Annotated in this window: 20 protein-coding genes; 12 read left to right on the top strand and 8 right to left on the bottom strand. The window is 65.6% G+C overall.

The window, feature by feature from the left end; all coding sequences use genetic code 11:
- The first annotated feature begins 7 nt into the window (after positions 1–7).
- Positions 8–646 (top strand): DUF1176 domain-containing protein, encoded by a 639-nt coding sequence (locus tag DSD28_RS09690; protein ID WP_119256179.1) that lies wholly within the window; start codon positions 8–10, stop codon positions 644–646.
- 60 nt (positions 647–706) lie between these two features.
- Here DSD28_RS09690 and DSD28_RS09685 read toward each other — a convergent pair whose 3' ends face one another.
- Positions 707–3250, bottom strand: coding sequence for a methyl-accepting chemotaxis protein (locus tag DSD28_RS09685; RefSeq protein WP_119256178.1), 2544 nt, complete (start codon positions 3248–3250; stop codon positions 707–709).
- A 355-nt stretch (positions 3251–3605) separates the two neighbouring features.
- Here DSD28_RS09685 and DSD28_RS09680 point away from each other — a divergent pair, with 355 nt between their 5' ends.
- Genes DSD28_RS09680 through mobB form a run of 3 tightly spaced genes read left to right on the top strand, consistent with a single transcriptional unit; the run spans position 3606 to position 5707 of the window.
- On the top strand, positions 3606–4508 hold the full coding sequence (locus DSD28_RS09680) for a DMT family transporter (protein WP_119256177.1): 903 nt from the start codon (positions 3606–3608) through the stop codon (positions 4506–4508).
- 57 nt (positions 4509–4565) lie between these two features.
- Positions 4566–5201: a molybdenum cofactor guanylyltransferase MobA gene (gene mobA / locus DSD28_RS09675; protein WP_119256176.1), complete on the top strand. Its 636-nt coding sequence runs from the start codon at positions 4566–4568 to the stop codon at positions 5199–5201.
- Positions 5198–5707: a molybdopterin-guanine dinucleotide biosynthesis protein B gene (gene mobB, locus DSD28_RS09670; RefSeq protein ID WP_119256175.1), complete on the top strand. Its 510-nt coding sequence runs from the start codon at positions 5198–5200 to the stop codon at positions 5705–5707. Before mobA ends, mobB begins: the two co-directional genes overlap by 4 nt.
- Positions 5708–5767: 60 nt before the next feature.
- Here the strand turns inward: mobB and DSD28_RS09665 are convergent, their stop codons facing one another.
- Positions 5768–7927, bottom strand: coding sequence for an OmpA family protein (locus DSD28_RS09665; RefSeq protein ID WP_119256174.1), 2160 nt, complete (start codon positions 7925–7927; stop codon positions 5768–5770).
- A gap of 339 nt (positions 7928–8266) precedes the next feature.
- Between DSD28_RS09665 and DSD28_RS09660 the strand changes: the two genes are divergently transcribed.
- From DSD28_RS09660 to DSD28_RS09645, 4 genes are all read left to right on the top strand, one after another.
- Positions 8267–9049 (top strand): ABC transporter substrate-binding protein, encoded by a 783-nt coding sequence (locus DSD28_RS09660; protein ID WP_119256173.1) that lies wholly within the window; start codon positions 8267–8269, stop codon positions 9047–9049.
- Positions 9050–9253: 204 nt separating this feature from the next.
- Positions 9254–10057: an ABC transporter permease gene (locus DSD28_RS09655; protein WP_119256172.1), complete on the top strand. Its 804-nt coding sequence runs from the start codon at positions 9254–9256 to the stop codon at positions 10055–10057.
- A complete protein-coding gene (locus DSD28_RS09650; RefSeq protein WP_119256171.1) occupies positions 10054–10884 on the top strand; it encodes an ABC transporter permease in 831 nt (276 codons plus the stop codon). The genes DSD28_RS09655 and DSD28_RS09650 overlap by 4 nt, the downstream gene beginning before the upstream one ends.
- 144 nt (positions 10885–11028) lie before the next feature.
- Positions 11029–11295: an usg protein gene (locus tag DSD28_RS09645; RefSeq protein WP_119256170.1), complete on the top strand. Its 267-nt coding sequence runs from the start codon at positions 11029–11031 to the stop codon at positions 11293–11295.
- Between the two features lie 12 nt (positions 11296–11307).
- Here the strand turns inward: DSD28_RS09645 and DSD28_RS09640 are convergent, their stop codons facing one another.
- Positions 11308–12036, bottom strand: a complete 729-nt coding sequence (locus DSD28_RS09640; protein ID WP_119256169.1) for a DUF2270 domain-containing protein — start codon at positions 12034–12036, stop codon at positions 11308–11310.
- A 127-nt stretch (positions 12037–12163) separates the two neighbouring features.
- Here DSD28_RS09640 and DSD28_RS09635 point away from each other — a divergent pair, with 127 nt between their 5' ends.
- The 3 genes from DSD28_RS09635 to DSD28_RS09625 all read left to right on the top strand — a co-directional run bounded on the left by DSD28_RS09635 (position 12164) and on the right by DSD28_RS09625 (position 14365).
- Positions 12164–12979: a class I SAM-dependent DNA methyltransferase gene (locus tag DSD28_RS09635; RefSeq protein ID WP_119256168.1), complete on the top strand. Its 816-nt coding sequence runs from the start codon at positions 12164–12166 to the stop codon at positions 12977–12979.
- A 143-nt stretch (positions 12980–13122) separates the two neighbouring features.
- Complete coding sequence (locus tag DSD28_RS09630; protein WP_119256167.1) at positions 13123–13995, top strand: NAD(P)-dependent oxidoreductase; 873 nt, start codon at positions 13123–13125, stop codon at positions 13993–13995.
- A 1-nt stretch (position 13996) separates the two neighbouring features.
- Entirely contained in the window at positions 13997–14365 is a 369-nt protein-coding gene (locus DSD28_RS09625) for a hypothetical protein (RefSeq protein ID WP_119256166.1), read from the top strand.
- 7 nt (positions 14366–14372) lie between these two features.
- On the opposite strand, the gene DSD28_RS09620 is transcribed toward DSD28_RS09625, so the two are convergent.
- The 3 genes from DSD28_RS09620 to DSD28_RS09610 all read right to left on the bottom strand — a co-directional run bounded on the left by DSD28_RS09620 (position 14373) and on the right by DSD28_RS09610 (position 16135).
- A complete protein-coding gene (locus DSD28_RS09620) occupies positions 14373–14861 on the bottom strand; it encodes an Lrp/AsnC family transcriptional regulator (RefSeq protein WP_119256165.1) in 489 nt (162 codons plus the stop codon).
- A 66-nt stretch (positions 14862–14927) separates the two neighbouring features.
- Positions 14928–15566 carry a uracil-DNA glycosylase family protein gene (locus DSD28_RS09615; RefSeq protein ID WP_119256164.1) on the bottom strand — a complete coding sequence of 213 codons (639 nt, stop codon included), beginning with the start codon at positions 15564–15566 and terminating at the stop codon, positions 14928–14930.
- The gene (locus tag DSD28_RS09610; protein WP_162911330.1) at positions 15566–16135 is read right to left on the bottom strand and encodes a thermonuclease family protein; all 570 of its coding nucleotides are present in this window, start codon (positions 16133–16135) and stop codon (positions 15566–15568) included. Before DSD28_RS09610 ends, DSD28_RS09615 begins: the two co-directional genes overlap by 1 nt.
- A gap of 166 nt (positions 16136–16301) precedes the next feature.
- Between DSD28_RS09610 and DSD28_RS09605 the strand changes: the two genes are divergently transcribed.
- On the top strand, positions 16302–17837 hold the full coding sequence (locus tag DSD28_RS09605; protein WP_119256162.1) for a sensor histidine kinase: 1536 nt from the start codon (positions 16302–16304) through the stop codon (positions 17835–17837).
- 14 nt (positions 17838–17851) lie between these two features.
- Here the strand turns inward: DSD28_RS09605 and DSD28_RS09600 are convergent, their stop codons facing one another.
- Positions 17852–18229 carry a diacylglycerol kinase gene (locus DSD28_RS09600; protein ID WP_119256161.1) on the bottom strand — a complete coding sequence of 126 codons (378 nt, stop codon included), beginning with the start codon at positions 18227–18229 and terminating at the stop codon, positions 17852–17854.
- 96 nt (positions 18230–18325) lie between these two features.
- Entirely contained in the window at positions 18326–19342 is a 1017-nt protein-coding gene (gene cobT, locus DSD28_RS09595) for a nicotinate-nucleotide--dimethylbenzimidazole phosphoribosyltransferase (protein ID WP_119256160.1), read from the bottom strand.
- Positions 19343–19498 lie beyond the last annotated feature (156 nt).

Raw genomic sequence — 19498 nt, 5'->3', positions numbered from 1 at the left:
AGGCCAGGTGAAACGTCTTCTAGCAGCCCTCCTCTGCACCGCCCTTCCCGCGCCCGGCGTCACCGCCGACCGCCCGGCCGGCATCGCCGCCGCCGAGGCCATCGCCAAAGCGGCTCTCGGCGAGAATTGCGACATGAACGGCATGGAGGAGGTTCCGATGGCCGGGCCCGAGGCGGAAGGCTTCGCCCATTCCGTCTACCGCTTCTCCTACAAGCCCACCTACGATCCCGGTGGCGAGGATATTCAGGCCGAGCTCTACCTGCTCTTCTGCGGCTCCGGCGCCTACAATATCCGCAATGCCGTCGTGCTGAAGACGAGTAACGACGACACGCCGAAGCTTATCGCCTTCGCCATGCCCGACGTCGACTACAGCTATACGAACGACAACCGAAACAGGCTGAAAGCCGAGCCGATCGTGCGCGGTTTCCGCGCGACGCCGCTTCTGGTGAATGCCGGTTTCGACGAGAAGAGCCGGACCATCAATAGCCATACCGCATGGCGCGGCATCGGCGACGCCTGGGACAGCGGTGAATGGACATTCCGCAGCGGCGATTTCGTGCTGATCCGCTTCGAATTCGACCCCACCTATGGCGACCCTCTGCCGGACGTTCCGGAAAGCTATGTCGTCTACGAGGCGGGCAGGTAGGGCCGACGTGAAAACGGCCGGGCTTCCGCCCGGCCCGCCTCCAACCGAAAGTTTTTGCCCTCAGGCCGCGTGATACCGGCCGTAGCCGTCGTCCTGCCGCAGGTCGAGGTCGCGGGTCTTGAAGTGGTCGATCTTCTCGTTGAGGGTCTGCACGCGCCGGCGCAGGCCGTGGATCTCGGCGGTATTCTCCTCCACCATCGCGGCGTTCTGCTGCGTGATGAGCTCGACCTGGTGCACCGCCTGGTTCACCTCGTTGATGCCTTCGTACTGCGCGGCCGCCGCCGCCTCGATCTTGCCGACGAGCGTATGGATCGAGGAGATGTGTTCGTTGATGACGGTCAGCGCCTCGCCCGTCTCGGTGACGAGCGCGACGCCGTTGCGCACCTGCGCCGAGCTGTCGGAGATGAGGCCCTTGATCTCGCGGGCGGCACCCGCGCAGCGCTGGGCAAGCTCGCGCACCTCCTGCGCGACGACGGCGAAGCCGCGCCCCGCCTCGCCCGCCCGCGCGGCCTCGACGCCCGCATTGAGGGCGAGCAGGTTCGTCTGGAAGGCGATCTCGTCGATGACGCCGATGATCGTGCCGATCTTCTCCGAGGAGCGGTTGATCTCGCCCATGGCGTCGACCGCCTTGGCCACGACCTCGCCGGAGCGCCGGGCATAGCTGTGCGTCTCGTCGACGGAAACGGCGGTCTGCTGCGCGCTTTCGGCCGTCGAGCGGACGATGTCGGTGAGCTGGCGGAGCGCCCGCGAGCTTTCCTCCAGCGCCGCCGCCTGCTGCTCGGTGCGGCGGGCGAGGTCGTCGGCGGAGGCGGCAAGGTTGCCGGCGCCGCCGTTGATCTCCATCGTCGTCGCGCGAACGTCGGAAAGCGTGGCGCGCAGCGCCTCGACCGCATTGTTGTAGGTGCGGGCCATGGCGACATATTCGGCGGCCAGCGCCTCCGTCATGCTCTCCTCGAGATTGCCGGCGGCAAGCTGGCCGAGCACGTCGGACAGCGCCGTCAGCGCCTCGGTCTGCTCCGCCTCGATGCGGGCGCGCTCGCTGGCGCGGCGGGCCTCCTCTTCCGCGGTGAGCTGGCGCTGGGCTTCGGCCTCCTGCTCCAGCCGGATGTTCTCAAGCGCCGCATCGCGGAAGACGGCGACCGAGCGCACCATGTCGCCGATCTCGTCGCCGCGGTTGCGCCCGTCGATGCTGATGTCGAGGTCACCGCTGGCGAGCCGCGACATGGCCTCGGTGACGCGCTTCAGCGGACCGCGCAGGGTTTCCACCAGCATCAGGCCGCCGACGATGGCGAGCAGCGTGCCCGCGACCATGGCGATGATGGAGACATTGGCCGAGCGCTGGCTGTCCTTCTTGCCGGCTTCCTGCGCGCTGGAGACGAACTGCTCGAGCGTCTGGCTGGCATCGGCGACCGAGGCATAGGCGGCAACACGCGCCGCCTGCCACTTCTCGCCGACGGAGATGAGATCCTGCGTGCCCTTCTTGATCTTGGCGAGCGAGGGGGCGAGCTTTTCGGCAAGGTCGCGCAATGCGGCATTCTTGGCGCCGAGTTCGGCAAGCTTGCCGGCGCTTTCGGAAACCGCCTTCACGTCCACCAGCACGGCGTCGCGGCTCGCCTGGTCGAGCTTGCGGTGCAGCTCGCTGATATGCAGGCGGGTCTCGTCGATGCCCTTGAACGTATCGCCCATCAGCGCGATCAGCGTCTTCAGGAGGGCGATCTCGGCATCCATGCCGACGAAACGCTTGGCGGCGGTGTCGGAGTTCTTGCCGGCCTCCTTCACGAAATCCGCATCGAATTTCGAAAGCCGCGTCAGAACCGGCACGAATTTCGTCTTCTTCGTCTCGGCATCGTCGCCGGCGGCGAGGATTTCCTTGATGGCGGCGATCTCGACCTCGAGCGGCTTGATCTGCTCCAGCGCCTTGGCCGAGGCGATCGCCTTGGATTCGTCGAGCTGCTTGAGGAGCGGCGGCAGGTAGGTCTCGGCCGCCTTCACCTTGTCCTCGGCCTTCATCGCCAGCGCGACGGGCTTGCGGAACTTGCCGATGCGCTCGGCAAGGCCCTGGTAGGCGGCGGCGTCGAAGAGCAGCGCCTTGGCGAAGGCTTCCTTCTCGCCCGATTCGCCACGGATGACGCCGATCTGCTTTTCGGCGAATTCGCCGTCGCGCGTCATGGCGGCAAGCGCGCCTTCGAGGTCAGCCGTCACGGCGTTGCGCTCCTGGTCGATGGCCCAGAGCGTCTCGCTCTGGCTGCGCATGGTCGCGGCAAGCGCGACGACGGAGGCGATCTTCGCCTTTTCCGCCGCGTCGGGCAGAAGCGCGTCGAGATCGTGGATGCCGGCCTCCTGCTCGTCGATCCGCGCGCCCAGCGCATCGCGCGTTTCCTGGCCCGGCCGGTCGACGAAATCCTGAAGCCCGGTGCGCAGGTTCTGGAAATGCGACAGGCTGTTGATCGTCTCGCGCGTCACGGTCATGTGGCCGTTGAGCGTGCTCGCGGTGAAATAGCCGACGAGGCCGATGCCCGCGATCAGGGCGACGAGAGGAATGACGAACAGCAGCACCTTCGTGACGATGCGACGCTGCTGCAGCAGGCGGTCGATGAATGACATGGATTCCCCAATATGTTCTTCTTATGAGAGCCAAGATTTCCCAGGGTGTCTCAAAGCCGAAGCGGCCGCTCGGCTCGTTGCCGAGCCCGGCCGTTCTCCTCGCTGTCAGGGCTTCGGCCGATCTTCCACCAGGCGGCGCGCCCTCACCCGTCGCATCATGCGATCGCTCATCGGGATCACGCAACGATAGGTGGGGAAGCTTAATGAAACCCTTCGGCGGGAGGGCAGCAATTCAGGCGCAAGCCGCACGGAAACCGGACTTTGCATCCTCTTTTGCCGTTACCCCTGATTGTTCCGGTCGATAAGCTGCGCCATTCGGCCTATGACAAGACGACAGAGGCTCGGAATCATCCGCATGAACACTTCCGGAAACGCACGGGGCGCGCTCTACATGGTCATCGCCATGGCGGCCTTCACCTGCAACGACGCCCTCGTCAAATCCGTCACCCATGTCATGAATACCGGCCAGATCCTCTTCGTGCGCGGGCTGATGACCAGCGCGCTGGTCCTCCTGATCGCATGGAGCATGGGCGCGCTCGGCTCCTGGCGGATCGTGTTGCAGCCGGCCGTGGCGCTGCGCCTTGCGGCGGAGATATTCGCCTCGCTCACCTATATCTCGGCTCTCGGCGCCATGCCGCTCGCCAATACGTCCGCCATCCTCCAGTCCCTGCCGCTCGCCGTCACGCTGGGCGCGGCGCTGTTCCTCGGCGAGACGGTCGGCTGGCGGCGCTGGCTTGCCATCGCCGCGGGCTTCGCCGGCGTGCTGGTCATCATCCGGCCGGGCCCGGAGGGCTTTTCCATGGCGGCGACCTACGCCATCGGCTCGGTGGTCGGCGCCGCGGCGCGCGACCTCTCCACCCGCAGGATTCGCAGCGACATACCCTCCATCTTCATCAGCGCCGTGACGGCCGCCGCCATCACGCTGTTTGGCGGGGCGCTCGTCGTGCCGATGGGCGGCTGGCAGCCAATGCCGCCCGATGTCCTCGCGCGGCTGGCGGCGGCGAGCGTGCTGCTTCTCGTCGGCTACCAGACGATCGTCAGCGCCATGCGCGTCGGCGAGATCTCCTTCATCGCGCCCTTCCGCTATACCAGCCTCGTCTGGGCCATCGCCATCGGCTTCCTGTTCTTCGCCGAACTGCCCGACGCCTGGATGACGGTCGGCATTACGATCATCGTCGCCTCCGGCCTCTACACCTTCTATCGCGAGAACCGGCGGCGGTCCGAGGCGGCCGAAGCGCAAATCCCCGTGGCATCCTGAACACTTGCGGGCAAAGCCCGCAGGGCCTAGATCGGATAAAGGAAAGGCGGGGAGGAAATGGCACTGAGCGAGACGATACCGGGCGTGATCCTGGCCGGCGGCCTGTCGTCCCGCATGGGGCAGGACAAGGCGCGCATCCGGCTCGGCGGACTCTCGCTGATCGACCGCGCCGCCCGGCGGCTGCGCCCGCAGGTCTCCGCCCTCGCCGTCAATGCCAACGGCCCCGTGCTTTTCGAGGAAGGCGGGGAACTGCCGGTCTTCGCCGATCTCGACGCCTCCCGCTCCGGCCCGCTCGGCGGCGTGCTCGCCGCCCTCGACCATGCAAGGCGCTTTCATCCCGAAGCGAGCCACGTGGCGACCGTGCCGACGGACAGCCCTTTCTTCCCGGTCGATCTCGTCGCACGCCTCGCTGAGGCCGTCGACAGGCCGGAGCGCATCGCCGCCGCCCGCTCGGTGAGCGGCCCCCATCCGGTCTTCGCCCTCTGGCCCGTCGCGCTGATGGACGATCTTGCCGCCTGGCTGACCGGCGGGGGCGCGCTCAGGGTGCGCAGCTACCTGGAGCGCCACCAGGCGCGGGAGGTCGCCTTTCCAGCGGTCGAGACCCCGCGCGGCGCCTTCGACCCCTTCTTCAACATCAATACGCCGGACGATCTCGATGCGGCGGAAAACTGGCTCTGGATACTGGAACGATGACGCGACCGAAAATCTTCGGCATTGCCGGCTGGAAGAATTCCGGCAAGACCGGCCTTGCCGTCCGCCTTGTGAGCGAACTCGTCGCCCGCGGCTACCGCGTCTCGACCATCAAGCACGCTCACCATGACTTCGACATCGACAAGGTCGGCGCCGACAGCTACCGCCACCGACAGGCCGGCGCCCATGAGGTCACCATCGTCTCCGGCACGCGCTATGCCATCATGCACGAGCTGCGCGGCGCGCCGGAACCCTCCTTCGAGGAGATCCTCGCCCGCCTCGCCCCCTGCGACCTCGTGCTGATCGAGGGCTACAAGCGCGAGCCGATCCCGAAGATCGAGGCGCGCCGGCTGGACGCGGCCAACCGCACGCCGCTCGCCCCGGAAGATCCCCATATCGCCGCCATCGCCGCCGACCATCCGGTCACGAACACGGCGCTGCCCGTCTTCGACCTCGACGACACGAAGGCCATCGCCGATTTCGTCGTCCGCCTTACCGGCCTTTCCTGACCGCCGGACATGAAAAGGCCGCGGGATTTCTCCCGCGGCCTTTCCTATTCATGCCTGCGATCAGTTCTGCGCAACCGGGCGGACCAGCGTCGTGACGCGGCGGATGGTGACGCGGCGGTTCTGCTGTTCTGCGGACTGGGTGCGAACCTTCAGGAAGCGCTCGCCATAGCCCTGCGTCTGCAGATTTTCCGGCGGGATGCCATAGACGTCGGTGAGCAGGCTCGCGACGGATTCGGCGCGTTCGTCGGAGAGGATGAGGTTCGACTTGTCCGACCCCACCGCATCCGTATGGCCTTCGATGAGGAAGGTCTCGCCCGCATCCTTGTCCAGCACCTTCTGCATGGCGTCGGCGACCTTGCGCAGGGTGCGGGCCTGAGACATCGGCACTTCCGCGCTGCCGGTAGCGAAGGTGATCGTATCGAGGTCGATACGGCGCACCTTGTCGCGCAGGCGGGCCGAGTGCTTCACCTCGTCAATCGTGTAGACGCGCTCGACGCGCTCGACCGGCGGCTCGGCGAGGAAGTCGTAATAGTCGCGGTCCGGATCGCTGGACGTGTCGATGATGTAGTCGCGAACCGGAATGCGCAGGCGCATCGGCGGCAGCTCGTAGCCGACATCGACGAAATCGGGCCGCGGCGCATCGTCGCCGAGGTCGGGCGCGTAGACGAGGATATGCTCGTCGCCGTCGCGGCCGATGCGCGAACGCTGGATGATGTCGCCGTAGCGGTTGTAGATCGTCACCAGCCGCACGCCGCCCGGACGCACGATGGTTTCACGGACACGGCCGCGCGCGAGGTTGTCGTAATAGACCTCTTCCGAATCGTGCCGCAGGCGTTCCCGGTCGTCGCCACGCACGACGAGCTGGTTGCCGATCGACAGAACCATGCGGTTGTCGACCTTCTCCACCACGTTCACATGCGTGACATTGTTGTTCACCGTGTTGTTGATCACGGTATTGTTGATGACATTGGTCGTCTGCGGGACTTCGAAGACAGGCGCGGCGTCGAGGCGCTCGCCCTTTTCCTTGATCGCGGCGTCGATTCGCTGCGGCAGGGCCTCACGCACCTCGTCCGAGATGGGAGCCTGGGCCGAGACGTCGGATTCCGGCATGGGAGCCGCCTCTTCCTCGGCACGCAGTTCCTCGCGCTTCTTGCGGCGCTGGTCGCGGCTCTTCTGGCCGCCGGCATTGTCGGCGTCCTTGTCGCTGTCCAGCACGGCGGCACCGTTTTCGACCGGCAGGACGACGGTTTCGTCGGTCTTGCTCGGATCAGCGGCGATTTCCTGCTTCTGCTCCTCGGAAAGGGTCTCGACGACCGCCGGGGCCTTCTTCTCGCCGGATGCCTCGCCGCCCTCGGCGGTGGCCGGCTGCTGTTCCGCGTCCATCGGCTGTTCGGCGGTCGAAGGCTGTCCTTCCGTTTCGGCAGGCGTGCCCTTGCCGGTCATCGCCGGCTGTTCCTCGGTCGGCTGCTGCCCTTCTGTCTGCTGCTGCTCCTGCTGGTGCCGCTTCTTGCCCTTGCGTTCCTTCTGCGAGGGCTGCTGCTCCTCGGCTGGCTGGGCGCTTTCCTCACCGGCCTTCTGCTCCTCGGCCTGACGCGGGGTGTCCGCATTCTGCTCTTCGGCGGGCTGCTGCTCCTCGGTCTGCTGCTGCTCCTGCTGCTGCTGGTGCTTCTTGCCCTTGCGCTCCTTCTTCGGGCGCTGCTGCTCTTCTTCGGCAGGCTGGGCGCTTTCCTCGGCAGCGCGCTGCTGATCCTCAGCCTGGCGCTGGGTGTCCTCGCCGACCGCGTTCTGCTCCTCGGAGGGCTGCTGCTCTTCGCTCTGCTGCTCCTGCTGGTGCCGCTTCTTGCCCTTGCGCTCCTTCTGGGTGCGGGGCTGCTCTTCCTCGGCGGCCGGCTGGGCGCTTTCCTCGGCGGCCTTCTGCTCCTCGGCCTGACGCTGGGCTTCCTGTTCGGCCGCGCGCTGCTGATCCTCGGCAGCCTTCTGCTGTTCCTCGGCCTGACGCTGCTGCTCTTCGGCCTGGCGCTGTTGTTCCTCTGCCTGGCGCTGTTCCTCCTGCTGCTGCTTCAGCAGCAGTTCGTCCTCGCTCGGCTGGCCTTCATCGGAGCTTTCCTGAGCAACCTCGAAGGGCTTTGACAGGGCATCGGCCAGCGAGGGCGTGGCGATCAGCGATGCCGAAAGCAGCGGAAGCGCCACGGTTGCAAAAAGTCTTGAGCGAAAAGTCATCGTTCTGTCCTCACGGTGTCCCGTCTGTTGTTTCGAGAGCGACCGGCCGGCTTCTGCGGCCGGTCGGCAAATCGCCGTTTTCCTGAAAAGGCGTAATCAGAGGCGCCTGAATGCCCGCTGAACAACCTCCTGTTGACCGGCGAGATAGGTCGCGCCTTCCGCCGAACCAGAGGCGGGCGCAGAAATTGTCGGGGAAACGGGGCGGAATGACGGCGGAAAACCAGTTGATTTTTTGGCGAAAACGGGTCGATTATCCGGCCCAAGCGGGCAGCCCTGCCCGCTGGACTTAAGGCCCGGACAAAAAGAAGAACCCGAGCGCCTTCAACTGAGAGGATTAAAATGCGTATTTCCAAACGTTTCACGCTGGCAGCCTCCGCCGCCGTCATCGCGCTGTTCGCCTCGTCTGCCGCGATGGCGGAGGGCGAGAAGATCGTGATCGCCACGGAAGGCGCCTACCCGCCCTTCAACAATCTCGAATCCGACGGCACGCTGACCGGCTTCGACGTCGACATCGCCAAGGCCCTCTGCGAGGAGATGAAGGCGGACTGCACCTTCGTCACGCAGGACTGGGACGGCATGATCCCCGCGCTGATCGCAAAGAAGTTCGACGCGATCTTCGCCTCCATGTCGATCACCGACGAGCGCAAGGAAAAGGTCGACTTCTCCAAGAAGTACTACAACACGCCGCCGGCCATCGTCGTGCCGAAGGATTCCGACATCAAGGACGCCTCGGCCGAATCGCTTGCCGGCAAGACGCTCGGCGCACAGGGTTCCACGACCCACGCCAACTATGCCGAAGCGCATATGAAGGATGCCGAGCTCAAGCTCTACCCGACGGCTGACGAATACAAGCTCGACATTGCCAACGGCCGTATCGATGCGGCCATCGACGACGTTGTGATTCTCTCCGAATGGCTGAAGACCGAAGACGGCGCCTGCTGCAAGCTGCTCGGCACCCTGCCGGTCGATCCCGTCATCAACGGCAACGGCGTGGGTGCGGCCGTGCGCAAGGGCGATCCGCTCGCCGACAAGTTCACCGCGGCGATCGCCGCGATCCGCGCCAACGGCAAGTACCAGGAAATCAACGCCAAGTACTTCCCGTTCGACGTCTACGGTGAGTGATAGGCAACATCTTTCTCTTCATGCGGGTTTTTTCTGACCCCATCACGAGAATGCAGCGGCGGGAGGGCTTGCTCTCCCGCCGTATTTGTTTGAGAAGTCGAGGATAGACGGGGTTTCGCGACCGAAACGGCGTCGCTACGAACAAAAGACGGGGCGTGGAAAACGCCTTAAAGACAAGCGCAAAGCGCATCGGGGGATTTTGGCATGAGCGGGTTCTTCACCGCCATTGTCGAGGCGGTATACGCGTTTTTCGGGATCATAGATCCTCTCTGCGGGCCGGTCGGCATCTTCAAACTGTTCGCGGGTAACACGCTGCTGGCATGCGGCGATGCCGGCTGGGGCGACGAGATCGCCTTCGGCTTCCTGGTCACCGGAGCGCTTGCCGTCGCCACCTTGCCCGTCGGTCTCGCCATGGGCTTCTTCATCGCGCTTGCCAAGCAGTCGGAAGAAAAGTCGCTGCGCCTGGCGGCAGACATCTACACCACGCTCTTCCGCGGCCTGCCGGAACTGCTGACGCTGTTCATCGTCTATTACGGCCTGCAGATCCTTGTACAGAACCTCATGACCGCCATCGGTTATCAGGGCACGGTCGAGATCAATGCCTTCGCCGCCGGCATGGTGGCGCTCGGCGTCGTCTTCTCCGCCTATTGCTCGGAAGTGCTGCTCTCGGCCTTCAAGGCCATTCCGCGCGGCCAGTACGAGGCGGGCTATGCGCTCGGCCTGCATCACGGACGCACCATGCAGCTCATCGTCCTGCCGCAGCTCATTCGCGTCGCCCTGCCCGGCCTCGGCAATCTCTGGATGGCGCTGCTCAAGGATACCGCCCTCGTCTCGGTCGTCGGCCTTCCCGATATCCTGCGCCAGACGAGCGTCGCCGCGCGCGTGACCAAGCAGGCCTTTGAGTTCTACGCCATCGCCTGCCTGCTCTTCCTCATCCTCGCCTTCCTCTCCTCGCTGATCTTCTCGTGGATCGAGAGCTGGGCCAAGCGTTCGGAGGCCGCGCGATGAGCCACGTCACCACCCTCCTGCCGCCGCAGGCCCCGCCCCCGGCGCCGCCCAAGCCCTTCACCGCCGGCCGCTTCTTCGGCAACATCTTCCTCGGCGTCTGGCTGGCGCTCACCGTCGGCATCTTCATGATGATGGTCGAGGGCTGGGATCCGGAGAAATTCACCAAATACGGCCCGAACTACATTTCCGGCCTCGGCGTGACGCTGCTGCTCGTCAGCCTTTCCATCGTGCTCGGCGGCCTGCTCTCGCTGCCCATCGCCTTCGCGCGCATGTCGAAGAACAAGGCCCTGTCCTGGCTCGCCTATGGCTATGTCTACTTCTTCCGCGGCACGCCGCTGCTGACGCAGCTCTTCCTCGTCTATTACGGCCTCGGCAGCTTCTCGGCCGAGCTGAAGGCCTGGGGGCTCTGGTGGTTCTTCCGCGATGCATGGAACTGCGCGCTGCTGACCTTCACCCTCAACACGGCCGCCTACCAGGCCGAGATCCTGCGCGGGGCGATCGAGAGCGTCGCGCGCGGCCAGCACGAGGGCGCCGCCGCCCTCGGCCTGCCGAAGAAGGTCGCCTTCTTCAAGGTCATCCTGCCGCAGGCGCTCATCGTGGCGCTGCGCCCCTACGGCAACGAGATCATCCTGATGATCAAGGGCTCGGCCATCGTCGCCATCGTCACGGTCTTCGACCTGATGGGCGAGACCCGCCGCGCCTTCTCGCGCACCTTCGACTACCAGGCCTATCTCTGGGCAGCGCTGCTCTACCTCATCATCGTGGAGTTGCTGCGCAATGTCTGGGCCTGGCTGGAAGCCCGCCTGACGCGCCACCTCAAGCGCTGAACATCTTGGCAGCACTCGACGATGGGTGCTGCCAACATCCTGTTTTTACGGAATTATTCCCGTTACAGTGCAGATTTTAAGGTCCGGTTAATCATGCCGGCGCACACTCATAAGGACCATCATTCGCAAGCAATGAGGTCCGTTATGACCGACGACATGGCACTGCAACTCAGGGGCTACGGCATGACCACGGCCCAGATCCTCTACCGCATGCCGGACCACCGGCAATTCCTGCAGACCTATATCTGGCAGCACTACGATCTCGCCCCGGATTTCCCGGAGATGAAGAGCTTCCTGAAATTCTGGCAGGAGAAGCTGGACGGACCCATCCACTCCGTCAGCTACGTCCACCGCCGCCTGATCTCGGCGACGGAATGGCGCGCGCTGAAGGGCGAATTCGTCATCAACTGACGCCGGCTCCGCTCAGACATGCACCGAGCCGTGCGCCAGTTCGCTGTCGGACATGTCCACCTTGAGCGAGAAATAGGCGATGGCGACGTAGAAGATCAGCACCAGCGCGATCACCACGCCGCCGGGCACCGGCCCGAGCGCCGCATTGCCCACCACATGCTCGACGGCGAGCGACATGTCCCGGCCCGCCGTCGCGGGCCGCTGCAAAGCCGAGGACGAGATCTTCAGCCCCCAGGCAAGCAGCAGGATGAGATACATCCAGCAATAGTTGCGCCGCAGCCGCCGGCAGGCGGCATCCCGGTAGCTGATCAGGAACTCCGGCTTGCGCAGGCTTTTAGCGATGGGCGCCGCCCAGTCGAGGGCGAGCTGGTCGCGCGGATTGAGGATTTCGGCGAAATAGAACCGCTCGAGCTGGCGCACCCGCGCCCGGTAGACGTCGAAAAAGCGGTAGCGCCGCGCCTCGATGAGGAGCAGCAGCGTCACCAGCAGCATGGCGAAGAGCAGCACGCCGTGATGCGCGTTGGGCGTCGACAGCGACACCGAAAGCAGCGCCGCGACCACCGTGATCGCCCAATTCGAGGTCCGGTCGATGCGGTCGCGCCAGCCGGCCATGCGGCCGAGCTCGCCACGGTAGTAGTGCACCATGGTGTTGATCGTCTCCATCGGCGTCGACGGCAGGCCCGGACTGGCGGAACGCTTGGCATCGGTGGAGAGCGACGTGAGGGGCATATCGGCGGGCATGTCATTCCTCCCAATGGTCTTTTTGGTCTTGGGAGCGATCATGCGCCTCTTTCGTTGATTGATAAATGCTTATTTGCCCGCGCATCCTTCATTGCCAAAGCCCGCACCGGACCGTAAGAGACGCCGCATGAAGAAGATCGACGAAGACGCGCTCGCGGAAGCCTACAACCGCGCCCTTTCGCTGGAGAAGTCCGGCGATTTCGACGCCGCCGCGAAGGCCTATGCCGAGGTGCTGGCGCTCGACCCGGAAGACCACGGCGGCGCGGCCGTGCGCCTTGCCTCGATGGGCCGCGGCGACACGCCCGAAAAGGCGCCCGACGCCTATGTCACCACGCTCTTCGACCAGCATGCCGAGGTCTTCGACAACGTGCTCGTCGACCAGCTCGGCTATTGCGTGCCGCTCCTCGTGCGCCAGCGCTTCCAGGCGCTCGGCCTGGGACCGTTCAAGCGCGTCCTGGACCTCGGCTGCGGCACGGGCCTCACCGGCGGGGCACTGCGCGACATGGCCGAGGACATCACCGGCGTCGACCTCTCGGAGAACATGGTCGAGGTCGCCCACGACAAGGACCTCTACGAGACGCTCTACGTCGCCGAGGCCGTCGATTTCCTCGACGACAACGAGGACGAGCCCTTCGACCTCATCACCGCGACCGACGTGCTGCCCTATCTCGGCGCGCTGGAGCCGCTGTTCTTCGGCGCCGCCGAGAATCTCGTGCCCGGCGGCCATTTCATCTTTTCCTCCGAGACGCTGCCCGACGAAACCTTCGCCGGCCGTCCCTTCATGGTCGGCCCGCACCAGCGCTTCGCCCATTCCGCCGGCTATGTCCGCCAGCGCCTCGACGAAACCGGCTTCGACCTCGTCGAGATCACGGACATCACCGTGCGCATGGAGGAAGGCGAGCCCATTGCCGGCCATCTGGTGCTGGCGAAATATCGCGGCTGACCGGAAGGTTTTCGCGGATGATGGATCCTCGGGTCGACCCCAAGGATCCATCCACGCCCGCACCATCACCTTTTGCGAGAAACACTTTCGCCGAAATCGATCATCCGCTACACCACCTGCCAGCAATTGCAGGAGGTTACGACATGGCAAAGGTTGCATTCATCGGTCTCGGCGTCATGGGCTATCCCATGGCAGGCCATCTGAAGGTCAAGGGAGGCCATGAGGTGGCGGTCTACAACCGCACCTTCGCCAAGGCGGAGAAATGGGCGGCCGAATTCGGCGGCAAGGCGTTTCGCACGCCGGCGGAAGCGGCGAAGGACGCCGATTTCGTCTTCACCTGCGTCGGCAACGACGACGACCTGCGCTCGGTGACGATCGGCAAGGACGGCGTCCTCGAAGGCATGAAGCCGGGCGCGATCCTCATCGACAACACCACTGCCTCCGCCGAAGTCGCCCGCGAGCTCGACGCCGCCGCGAAGGAAAAGGGCTGCGGCTTCATCGACGCCCCCGTCTCCGGCGGCCAGGCCGGCGCGGAGAACGGCGTGCTCACCGTCATGTGCGGCGGCGACGAGGCGACCTTCGAAAAGGCCCGACCCGTCATTGACGCCTATGCCCGCATGGTCGGCCTGATGGGCCCGGCCGGCGCCGGCCAGCTCACCAAGATGATCAACCAGATCTGCATCGCCGGCCTCGTGCAGGGCCTCGCCGAGGGCATTCATTTCGGCAAGAAGGCCGGCCTCGACATCGAGAAAGTCGTGGAGGTGATCTCCAAGGGCGCCGCCGGCTCCTGGCAGATGGAGAACCGCCACAAGACGATGAACGCCGGCAAATACGATTTCGGGTTCGCCATCGACTGGATGCGCAAGGACCTCGACATCGTGCTGTCCGAAGCCCGCCGCAACGGCGCCAAGCTGCCCGTCACCGCCCTCGTCGACCAGTTCTACGGCGACGTGCAGGACATGGGCGGCAACCGCTGGGACACGTCTTCCCTGCTGGCGCGGCTCGAAAGGAAATAGGGTGCTGCGCCGCACAGCCCTCGTCGCTTTGGCCGCCCTCGCCCTCTCCGCACCGGCGAGGGCCGAGGACGCGACGGCGGCGCTGGCCACGACGCTGCACCGGCAGATCGCCCGGTGCTGGTCGCTCCCGGCCGATACGCCGGTCGATGCTACGGTGCGCGTGAAGGTCTCGCTGACCGAATCCGGTGAACTCGACGGGTCGCCGACGATCGATGGCCCCGTCGCCGGCGACCCGGCGACAAAGGCTTTTGCCGCGAGCGCGGTGCGCGCCGTCGTCCGCTGCGCGCCCTTCAAGGGATTGGCCGAGCTTGCGCCCTATGCGACGTGGAAGACGCTTCTCGTCACCTTCAGGCCGCCGGACGACCTGTGAGCGGCGCCTATTCCTCGCCGCTCTTCTGGTTGTCCACGGCCATGTAGTCGAGCGGAAGCTCGGTCGTGTACTTGATCTGCTCCATGGCGAAGGCGGAGGAGACGTCGCGGATCTCGATGCGGGCGATCATGCGCTTGTAGAAGGCGTCATAGGCCGCGATGTCGGGCACGACGACGCGCAGCAGGTAATCCACCTCGCCGCTCATGCGGTAGAACTCGACGACTTCCGGGAACTCGACGATCACCTCGGAGAAGCGCTTCAGCCATTCCGTCGAATGCGAATTGGTGCGGATCGAGACGAAGACGGTGACCTTGGTGTTGATCTTGACGGGATCGAGCAGCGCGACGCGCTTGCGGATCACGCCATCCTCTTCCATCTTCTGGATGCGCCGCCAGCAGGGCGTGGTGGAAAGCCCCACCTTCTTGGCGAGATCCGCCACCGCGAGCGTGGAATCTTCCTGTAGCAGACGCAGGATCTTGCGGTCCAGACGGTCCATTGTGTCCCCCTATGAAAATTAATTCCCTCATACACCCAAATCAGGCCGGATGGGAAGAATTACATTTCACCCAGCCAGCGTTTTCACACGCTTTCGCAGCTCGGGCAGCACCTCTTCCTCGAACCAGGGATTGCGCTTGAGCCATGCCGTGTTGCGCCAGCTCGGATGCGGCAGCGGCAGCACGGCCGGCCCCGTGTTGCGGTGGAGATGCCGGCGCCAGTCGCGTACCGTCTCCGTCATGCTGGCGGCCTTCGCCGCGCCGAGATGCCAGGACTGCGCATACTGGCCGATCGCCAGCACCAGCTCGACCTGCGGCATGGCCGCCATCGCGCGCGAGCGCCACAGCGGCGCGCATTCCCGCCGCGGCGGCAGGTCGCTGCCATGGGCGTCGTAGCCCGGAAAGCAGAAGCCCATAGGCACGATGGCGAATTTCCGCGGATCGTAGAAATCCTCGCGGGTGACGCCCATCCAGCTGCGCAGCCGGTCGCCCGATGCGTCGTTGAACGGCAGGCCGCTTTCGTGCACCCGCAGCCCCGGCGCCTGCCCGGCGATCAGGATGCGGGCGCTTTCGGAAAGCACCGCGACCGGCCGCGGCTCGTGCGGCAACGGATTGTCGGCCTTCGCGGGCGCGTCGCGACAGAGCCGGCAGGCCGCAATGGCGGCGGCAAGCGCCGCCAGATCGCGTTCCCTTCCGTCTGCGTCCATCAGTTCAGTCCCAATGCTTCCAGAATGTCACCGAACAGGCCGGGCTCGGCCATATGCCGTCCCTCCTGAGGCCGACCGTTCATCCGCCGCCACTCCTGTGGAACGTCGAACTGCGAGCCCCAGAGCCCCTTGCGCTCGGCCTTGGCGAGCCGCTCCTCGCCCTCATAGCCACCATAGGCGACGGCAAGCCCCTCCCGCACCATGCGCTCGCCGAGATCGGCGCCGTCGGCGCCGGTGCAGCGCGCCAGCCATCGCTCGTACTTGTCAGTGGCCTGCGTGCGGCAGGTGATCGGCCCGGCGCGCAACATCTCCGCCATGCGCGAACGCGCGGCGACGCCGCAGCGCCATTCCGCGCCGTCTCTTTTGCACATCTGCATGAGCTCCGGCGCATCGAAGCCGAGGAGGCGGATGCGGTGGCCCTCCAGCGTCAGCGTGTCGCCGTCCGCCGCCCGCGCCGTGCCGGTGATCGTCCCGCCGCTCTCGCCGCCGACCCGCAAGACGATCAGCGCCGTCAGCGCCAGAAACGCAACCGCCACGCCGACATCGCGTCCCCGCCTGGAAAGTCCCATGGACCGTATTCCTATCCTGATTCCCGACATCGGTCCTATGCCGGAACATGGCCGAACGCATGTCACGGAAAATGCCGGAATGGTTCGCAAATGGTTTATGCGCGGCAGCATCTTCTTAAGGATTCCACCCTAGAATTCAATGCTGTCCGCAACAGTTGCAACCGTGATGAGTACCGGCGTCAGTACCTCGACCGACAAGATCATCGTCGACAAGTCGCGCAGCCATCGTAACAAGGCTGTCTCGCGGGCTGTCCGCGCGACTCGCGAGCGGTTGCAGACGGCAACGGGCAATTCGCCGGGCTTCGACCGCGAGATGATGCAGCTCCACATCAGCGCGACCGTGCAGGGCGCGCTCGCCATCCCGGTCGTCGTGGTGCTGATCGCCGCCGGCGGCATCTACCTCACGCAGGAGATCGGCCTTCTCGCCTGGGCCGTGCTGGCGCTCAGCGTCCATGCCATCGGCATGCTCGTCGCGCGCCGCGCGCGCCGGCACGACATCACCGGCGAGAACGTGCGCCGCTGGCAGCGCCGCTTCCTCCTCGCGCAGGTCCTCATGGGCCTTGCCTGGGCGACCTTCGCGCTCCAGACCTGCGGACGCTGCTCCGGCGTCGCCTTCGATTTCTACAAGGGCTCCTCGCTGCTGGTGGCGCTCGCCGTCACCGCCATGAGCACGCTCATGCTGCGCCATGCGATCCTGTGCGCCTTCATGCCCACGATCATCGCGCTGTCGGCCTCCTCGCTGCTGCGCCCCGATCCCTCGACCGTCGGCATGACGGCCATCGTCGCCGCCGCCCTCGCCTTCCTCGTCTTCATGACGCACCGCCTGCGCCACACCAGTGCGCAACTCCTCTCCTCGCAATCGGAGAAGGACGACCTCATCGCCGAGCTGGAGGTCGCCAAGTCCATGTCCGACGAGGCGCGCCGCCGCGCCGAGGAGGCGAATCTCGCGAAATCCCGCTTCCTCGCCTCCATGTCACATGAGCTGCGCACCCCGCTCAACGCCATCCTCGGCTTCTCCGAGGTCATGTCGACGGAAGTGCTCGGGCCGCTCAACAACCCGGTCTACAAGGAATACACGTCCGACATCCACCGCTCCGGCCAGCACCTGCTCAACCTCATCAACGAGATCCTCGACCTCTCGCGCATCGAGGCGGGCAAGTACGATCTCGCGGAGGATTCGGTGGCGCTCGTCGATATCGCCGAAGACTGCATCGGCATGGTGCAGCTGCGCGCCCGCGCCAAGAACATCACCATCTCCGAGCAGGTCGAGAGCGGCATGCCGGCGGTCTGGGCGGACGAGAAGGCGCTGCGCCAGGTCATCCTGAACCTCCTGTCGAACGCCGTGAAGTTCACGCCGCAGGGCGGCGAAGTCGTCGTCAAAGCCGGCTGGACGGCCGGCGGCGGCCAGTATGTCTCCATCAAGGACAACGGCCCCGGCATCCCGGAAGACGAGATTCCCGTGGTCCTCTCCGCCTTCGGCCAGGGCTCCATCGCCATCAAGAGCGCCGAACAGGGCACCGGCCTCGGCCTGCCCATCGTCCAGGCGATCCTCGCCAAGCACAACGGCGAATTCATCCTGAAATCCCGGCTGCGCGAAGGCACCGAGGCCATCGCCATCCTGCCCGCCAAGCGCGTCCTCCAGAGCCTGCCCGCCGTCAGCGAGACCCAGCCCGTTACCCCGCGCAGGAAGAGCTTCGCCTGAGGCGTCGGCCACGTTCAGATGAACTGGGACACCACCACATACCCGGCATAGCCGGCATTGGCGATGATGAGGCAGAAGACGGCGAAGGAACCGAGGTCCTTCGAATGCTTGCCCATCTCGGAAATCTCCGGCGACACCCGGTCGACGATCTCCTCGATGGCGGTGTTGAGCGCCTCGAAGGCGACCATCAGCAGGAAGAGGATCGCCATCGCGACATACTGGAAGAACGACGCGCCGACGAAGGCGAAGATCGCCATGGCGACGCCGAAGGCGATCAGCTCGTGCCGGAAGGCCGATTCGCCGAGCAGGCGGCGCGCGCCGGCCGCCGAATAGCTCGCCGCCGCGAACAGGTGGCTGATGCCCGTCTTCTTCTCGATTGGTGCCTGACCCATTCCGATATCCCGCTCTCACCGTGCCTGCAGCATGCCCTTGGGACGGGCATGCGGGGCTCTCAATTCACGCCATTGGGGCTTTTTGCCGACGATGCGCTACGAACGGTTGCTGACGCCCGCCTGAACGAAGGTCGCCATGCCGGAATGGCAGGCCGCGGCCGCCTTGACGATGCCGGCAGCAAGCGCCGCGCCGGTGCCCTCGCCAAGCCGCATGCCGAGCGCCAGCAGCGGCGTCTTGCCGAGCTTCTCGATGGCCTTCATGTGCCCCGGCTCGCCCGAGACGTGGCCGATCAGGCAATGGTCGAGCGCCGAGGGATTGGCGGCGCGCAGGATTGCGCCCGCCGCCGTCGCGACATAGCCGTCGATGATGACGGGGATCTTCTGCATGCGCGCGGCGAGGATCGCGCCGGCCATCGCCGCGATCTCGCGCCCGCCGAGGCGACGCAGCACTTCGAGCGGATCAGAAAGATGCGCGCGGTGCAGCTCCACCGCCCTCTTCACCACCGCGATCTTGCGCTGGAGCAGTTCGCCCTCCGAACCCGCGCCGGGGCCAACCCATTCTTCCGCCGTGCCGCCGTAGAGCGCGAGGTTGATGGCTGCCGCGATCGTCGTGTTGCCGATGCCCATCTCGCCGATGCACAGGAGGTCCGTGCCGCCGGCAACGGCCTCCATGCCGAAGGCCATGGTGGCGGCGCAGTCGCGCTCGGAGAGCGCGGCTTCCTCGGTGATGTCGGCAGTAGGATAGTCGAGCGCGAGGTCGAAGACCTTGAGGCCGAGATCGTGCGTCACGCAGATCTGGTTGATCGCCGCGCCGCCGGCCGCGAAATTCTCCACCATCTGCGCCGTGACGGTGGACGGATAGGGCGTGATGCCCTGTTTGGTGACGCCGTGATTGCCGGCGAAGATGGCGACGAGCGGACGCGTGACGGCGGGCGGACGGCCGGTCCAGGCGGCAAGCCAGTAGGCGATCTCCTCCAGCCGGCCGAGCGCGCCCGGCGGCTTCGTGAGCTGCGAATCGCGTTCTCGCGCCGCGACCAGCGCCGCCGAATCCGGACCGGGCAGGTTACGCAGCAATTCACGAAAATCATCGAACGGCAGGCCGCTGGCACTCATCTTGGGGAATTCCTCGCTTCAGGCTTTCAAAGGCGGGTGTTTGGTGTCTCCTAATAGAGCGAGGGCGCGAATCCGACAACCGCAATTGCGGCGGTCTGCGCCGCCCTTTCGTCACAGGGCAACCGGATGCGAAGGCACAGCCGCGCGAAAGGCCCC

The organism is Shinella zoogloeoides (genome assembly GCF_003574625.1).
Classification (GTDB): Bacteria; Pseudomonadota; Alphaproteobacteria; order Rhizobiales; family Rhizobiaceae; genus Shinella; species Shinella zoogloeoides_A.
This window is presented reverse-complemented; position numbering and strand designations above follow the sequence as displayed.